The organism is Actinomadura logoneensis, assembly GCF_003428695.1.
Taxonomy (GTDB): Bacteria; Actinomycetota; Actinomycetes; order Streptosporangiales; family Streptosporangiaceae; genus Spirillospora; species Spirillospora logoneensis.
This window is the reverse complement of sequence record NZ_QURH01000214.1, coordinates 1-5,260: the sequence shown is the minus strand read 5'-3', so window position 1 is coordinate 5,260 and position 5,260 is coordinate 1. Positions and strand designations below refer to the sequence as shown.

Genomic DNA, 5,260 nt, shown 5'->3' with positions numbered 1-5,260 from the left:
GCGCCCGGAGCCGGGGTCGGCCCGGCGCGTCGGCCGCCAGGGGGGTGACGGCCGCCACGGAGCGCCGGGCCGAGGTCTCGGTGCGCTCCTCCCTCCTCGTTGTCATCGCGTTCGGAGTGTGGAAAAGGAGTGCCCGGCCATTCTTCCGAGCCGGTGTTCCGGTTTCGTTCTGGAATGGTTCGGCCGGTCGAAATCCCGTTTCGCCGCCGTCCCGTCAAGCGCGGGACCGGTTGCGGACGGCGCCGTTGCGGATAAAGTGCCGCCATGCGCTTCGGTGTGCTCGGCCCACTGGAAGTGCGGACCGGCGACGGGCGCGAAGTCAGGATCCCGGAGGCGAAGGTCCGCGCGCTTCTGGTGAATCTGCTGATGACGCCGGGACGCGCCGTCCCGTCCGACCGCCTGGTCGAGGACCTGTGGGGCGCGCGTCCGCCCGCCGACCCCGGCGCGGTCCTGCGCAGCAAGGTGTCGCAGCTGCGCCGGGCGCTCCGGGACGCCGAGCCGGACGTGCCCGACCCCCTGGTCCGGCGCGGCTCCGGGTACGTCCTGGAGGTCCCGCCGGACGCGGTGGACGCCTTCCGGTTCGAGGCGCTGCTGGAGCGCGCGGGCCCGGGCCGCGACGTCCGCGAGCGGGTGCGGGTGCTGGCCGAGGCGCTGGCGCTGTGGCGCGGACCGGCCCTCGCCGACTTCACCGCCGAGCCGTTCGCGGCCGGTCCGGTGGCCCGCCTGGAGGAGGCCCGGCTCACCGCCCTGGAGGACCGCGCCGAGCTGCGGTTCGCGCTGGGCGAGGACGTGACCCTCGTGGCCGAGCTCGCGGACCTGACGTCCCGGCTCCCGCTCCGCGAGCGCCTGCGCACGCTCCAGATGCGCGTGCTGTACCGGCTCGGCCGCCAGGGCGAGGCGCTCGCCGCCTTCGCCGACCTGCGCGACCGGCTGCGCGAGGAGCTCGGCGTCGAGCCGGGCCCCGCCGCCGTCGCGCTGCACCGCGCCATCCTCCGCCACGACGAGGCGCTCAGCGCCACCCCGCCCACCCCGCCCACCGCCGGGTCCGGGGCCGCGCCGAACGCGCCGTCCGCCGCGCGCCGTCCCGGCAACCTGCCCCGCCCGCTGACCGGCCTGGTAGGACGGGACAAGACGGTCCGGCAGGTCCGGGACGCCCTGGCGGCCGGACGCCTGGTGACCCTGGTCGGAATGGGCGGCGTCGGCAAGACCCGCCTGGCGATCGAGGCCGCCGCGGGCCTCGCGGACGACTTCCGCGACGGGACATGGCTGGTCGAGCTCGCCGCCCTGGACCGCACCCCCACCCCACCGGACGACACCCCGGACCCCGCCGGAGCGGCCGGAAGCGTGGAGGCCGGTGGGGCTGCCGGGGACGGGACCTCGCTGGAGGTGATGGTCGAGCGGGTCGCGGCGGTGCTGTCGGTCCGGCTCGGCGGGGGCGCGCCGTCCGGGCGGGACGGGTGCGTCGAGCGGCTCGCGGCGGCGCTGTCCGGGCGCGTCATGCTGGTCGTGCTGGACAACTGCGAGCACGTCGTGGACGACGCCGCCGAGCTGGCCGGCCGCCTGCTGCGCGCCGTCCCGGGGCTGCGCGTGCTGGCGACCAGCCACGTCCCGCTCGGCGTCGCGGGGGAGCAGGTCCGGCCGGTCGCCCCGCTGGACCTGCCCGACCCGGACGCCGGGCACGACCCCGGCACGCTGCTGGAGTCGGCCGCCGTCCGGCTGTTCACGGTCCGGGCGGGGGCGGGCGCGCCCGGGTTCCGGCTCACCCCGGACAACGCCGCCGACGTGGCGGCCGTCTGCCGCCGCCTGGACGGGCTGCCGCTCGCGCTGGAGCTGGCCGCGACGCGGGTCCGCGCGATGGGCGTCCGCCAGCTCGCGGCGGGGCTCGACGACCGGTTCGGCCTGCTCGTGTCGGGCCGCCGCGCCGAGCCCGTCCGGCAGCAGACGCTGCGCGCGGTCATCGACTGGAGCTGGGACCTGCTGAGCGTCCCCGAGCGGACGCTGCTGCGCCGCCTGGCGGTGCACGCCGACGGCTGCACCCTCGCCGCCGCGCGGGAGGTCTGCGCGGGCGGGGAGGTGACCGCCGCGCGCGTCCCCGACCTGCTGGCCCGGCTGGTGGACCGCTCGCTGGTGGTGATGACCGAGCACACCGGCGAGCCCCGGTACCGGCTGCTGGAGTCGGTCGCCGCGTACTGCCGGCAGCGGCTCGCCGAGGCCGGGGAGCTGCCGGAGTACCAGCTGCGGCACGCGCGCTTCCTGGCCGCGTTCGCCGAGGAGGCCGACCGCGCCCTGCGCGGACCCGGCCAGCACGCCTGGCTGTCCCGGCTGGACGCCGAGGCCGCCGACCTGCGCGCCGCCTCGCGGGCCTGCGTCCAGCACGGCGACGCGGTCCTCGCCCTGCGGCTGGCCTGCGCGCTCGCCTGGTACTGGGTGCTGCGCGGCCGGGTCGCCGAGGGCCGCCGCACCCTCGCCGCCGCGCTCGCCGTCGAGGCGACGGCCGGGGACGCGGGGAGCACGGGGAACACCGGGAACACCGGGAACACCGGGAACACCGGGAACATCGGGAACACGGCGGGGCGGGTGCTGCGCGCGACGGCGATGACGTGGCAGGCGGGGATCGCGGCACTGGCCGGGGAACCGCCGGACGCGCTGGTGGACGACCGCCACGCCGCCGTCCGCCCCGGCCTGGACGCCCTGGAAAACCTGGCGGGCGCGGACGGCGCGCGGGAGGGGCGGGCCGCGATGGCGCGCGCCGTCCTGCTGCTGGCGATCGTCAGCCCGATCGACGTGGCGAGCCCGGCGGACGATCCGGTCGTCCGCCTGTACGCGGTGTTCGAGGAGCTCGGCGACCGGTGGGGGCAGGCGGCGGCGCTGTCCGTGCTGGCCTACCACGCGCAGCTCCTCGGCGACTTCCCCGCGCTGCGCCGGCACGCGCACCGCGGCCTCGAACTGTTCCGCGAGATCGGAGACCGGTGGGGGCTGCTGCAGGCGGCCACGCCGCTCGCCGACGCGGCGCGGCTCGCCGGGGACTACGAGCAGGCGGCGCGCTGGTACGCCGACGGCCTGCGCATCGCCCGCGAGCTGGGGCTGCGCGCCGAGGAGGCCCGGCAGCTCGCGGCGCGGCTCGCCGGGGACTACGAGCAGGCGGCGCGCTGGTACGCCGACGGCCTGCGCATCGCCCGCGAGCTGGGGCTGCGCGCCGAGGAGGCCCGGCAGCTCGCCGGCGCGGGGCACATCGCCCGGCTGCACGGCGAGCACGCGCGGGCCCGCGAGCTGTACCTGCGGGCGCGCGAACTCGCCGCCGACGAGTCGGTCAAGGTGCTGGAGCAGGTCGCCGACCTCGGCCTGGCGATGAGCGCGCGGCGGCAGGGCCGCCACGACGAGGCGGAGCGGCTGCTGCTGCCCTGGCTCGACTGGAACCGGCGGGCCGGCTGGCCCGCGGGCATGGCCTCGGTGCTGGCCGAACTCGGCTACGTCGCCGAGCAGCGCGGCGACGCGCGGACGGCGCTCACCCGCCACCGCGAGGGCTACGAGGCCGCGTGCCGGACGGGCGAGAACCGGACGATGGCCCTGGCCCTCGAGGGCCTGGCCGGCGCCCTCTCCCTGGCCTGCGACCCGGCGCGTGCGGCGGGGGGTGCGGCGCGGGCCGCGGGGACGGGGCATGGGGAAAGCGGGGATGCGGCGGGTACGGCGTGGGCCGTGACCGCGGCGCGGCTGCTGGGCGCCGCCGCCGCGGCGCGGGAGTCGGTGGGCATGGCGCTGCCCCCGGCCGAGCGCGGCGACGTCGAACGGGCCGAGGCGAGGGTGCGGGAGGTGCTGGGGCCCGGGGACTTCCGGGCGGTGTTCCGGAGCGGCGGGGGGCTGCGGCCGGAGGAGTGCGCGAAGGAGCTGCCGGACGAGGGGGCGGACCGTCCGGGCCGGTGACGGCCGGGGACGGGTCCGGACCGCGCGTCCGGCGGCGGACCATGCCATGACGCGCGCCTCCGCGCGCGGGGAGAGAGGAAGACGAGCATGACCGACGAGGCAACCGCGGGACGCGTCCGGACGGTCCGCGCGAACGGGGTCGACCTGTGCGTGGAGGCGTTCGGGGACCCGGACGGCCCCGCCGTCCTGCTGCTGGCCGGATCCACGTCGTCGATGCTGATGTGGGACGCGGAGTTCTGCCGGCGGCTGGCGGGCGGGGAGCGGTTCGTCCTGCGCTACGACCTGCGCGACACCGGCCGGTCGATGACCTACCCGCCGGGCGAGCCGGAGTACGGCCTGGCGGACCTCGCCGAGGACGCGGTCGGGGTGCTGGACGGCTACGGCATCGGCGCGGCGCACCTGGTCGGGCAGTCCATGGGCGGGATGATCGCGCAGCTCGTCGCGCTGGACCACCCCGGGCGGGTCGCGTCGCTGACGCTGCTGTCGTCCAGCCCCGGCGGCCCCGGGCCGGAGAACCCGGACCTGTCCACGATGTCGGAGGAGTTCCAGCGCGAGTACTCCGACGTCCGCTGGCCCGACTGGTCCGACCGCGACCAGGTCGTCGAGTACCGGGTGTCGCTGCAGCGCCCGTGCACCGGCGGCGGTCGCGCGTTCGAGGAGGAGCGCTACCGGCGGCTGGCCGGCGCGGAGTTCGACCGGGCGATCGACCTGGAGTCGGCGATGCGCAACCACTTCGGCATGGCCGACACGCCGCCGTGGCGGGACCGGCTCGGGAAGATCGGCGCGCCGACCCTGGTCATCCACGGCGGCGACGACCCCGTCCACCCGTTCGACCACGCCGAGGCCCTCGCCCGCGAGATCCCCGACACCAGGCTGCTGCGCCTGGACGGCGTCGGCCACGAGATCCCCGAACCCGACTGGGACACCATCGTCCGCGCCATCACGACCCACATCGCCCGCGCCACCTGACCGTCCCGCCGCCTGACGGGTCCGCCGCCCGCCCGTACCGCCACCTGACCCGTCCCGCCGCCTGCCCCGTCCGGCGGGCGCCCGCGTCCCCGCGCCGCGCTCCCGGCGGCGCGGGACGTGCGGTTCTTGCGCGGGTTCGGCGGGCGGGGGACCCGAGCACCCTGTGAGATGCCCCGGCCGTCCGGGCCGCTCCATCCTGGAACGCGCGTGCCCCGACCGGGCCGCGCGACAGGAGCGACGGGAGGAGCGTGCATGCGGACACGGCTGCGGGTGCTCGCCGGAGTGACGGGTTCGACGCTGGCCGCGGTCCTGGCCGGGACCGGTCCGCCCGCCGGGGCGGCCGGTCCGCCGGGGCCGACGGGCCCGGACG

At 77.9% G+C, this 5,260-nt stretch carries 2 protein-coding genes; both read left to right on the top strand.

Annotated features, from left to right (window positions below; translation table 11 throughout):
• Positions 1–264: 264 nt before the first annotated feature.
• A complete protein-coding gene (locus DZF91_RS12020) occupies positions 265–3,921 on the top strand; it encodes a BTAD domain-containing putative transcriptional regulator (RefSeq protein WP_117357559.1) in 3,657 nt (1,218 codons plus the stop codon).
• Positions 3,922–4,008: 87 nt separating this feature from the next.
• Positions 4,009–4,890 (top strand): alpha/beta fold hydrolase, encoded by an 882-nt coding sequence (locus tag DZF91_RS12015; protein ID WP_117357558.1) that lies wholly within the window; start codon positions 4,009–4,011, stop codon positions 4,888–4,890.
• Positions 4,891–5,260: the final 370 nt, after the last annotated feature.

Coding starts and splice junctions, on each gene's coding strand:
- DZF91_RS12020 (WP_117357559.1), top strand. CDS start 265: ATGCGCTTCGGTGTGCTCGGCCCACTGGAAGTGCGGACCGGCGACGGG.
- DZF91_RS12015 (WP_117357558.1), top strand. CDS start 4,009: ATGACCGACGAGGCAACCGCGGGACGCGTCCGGACGGTCCGCGCGAAC.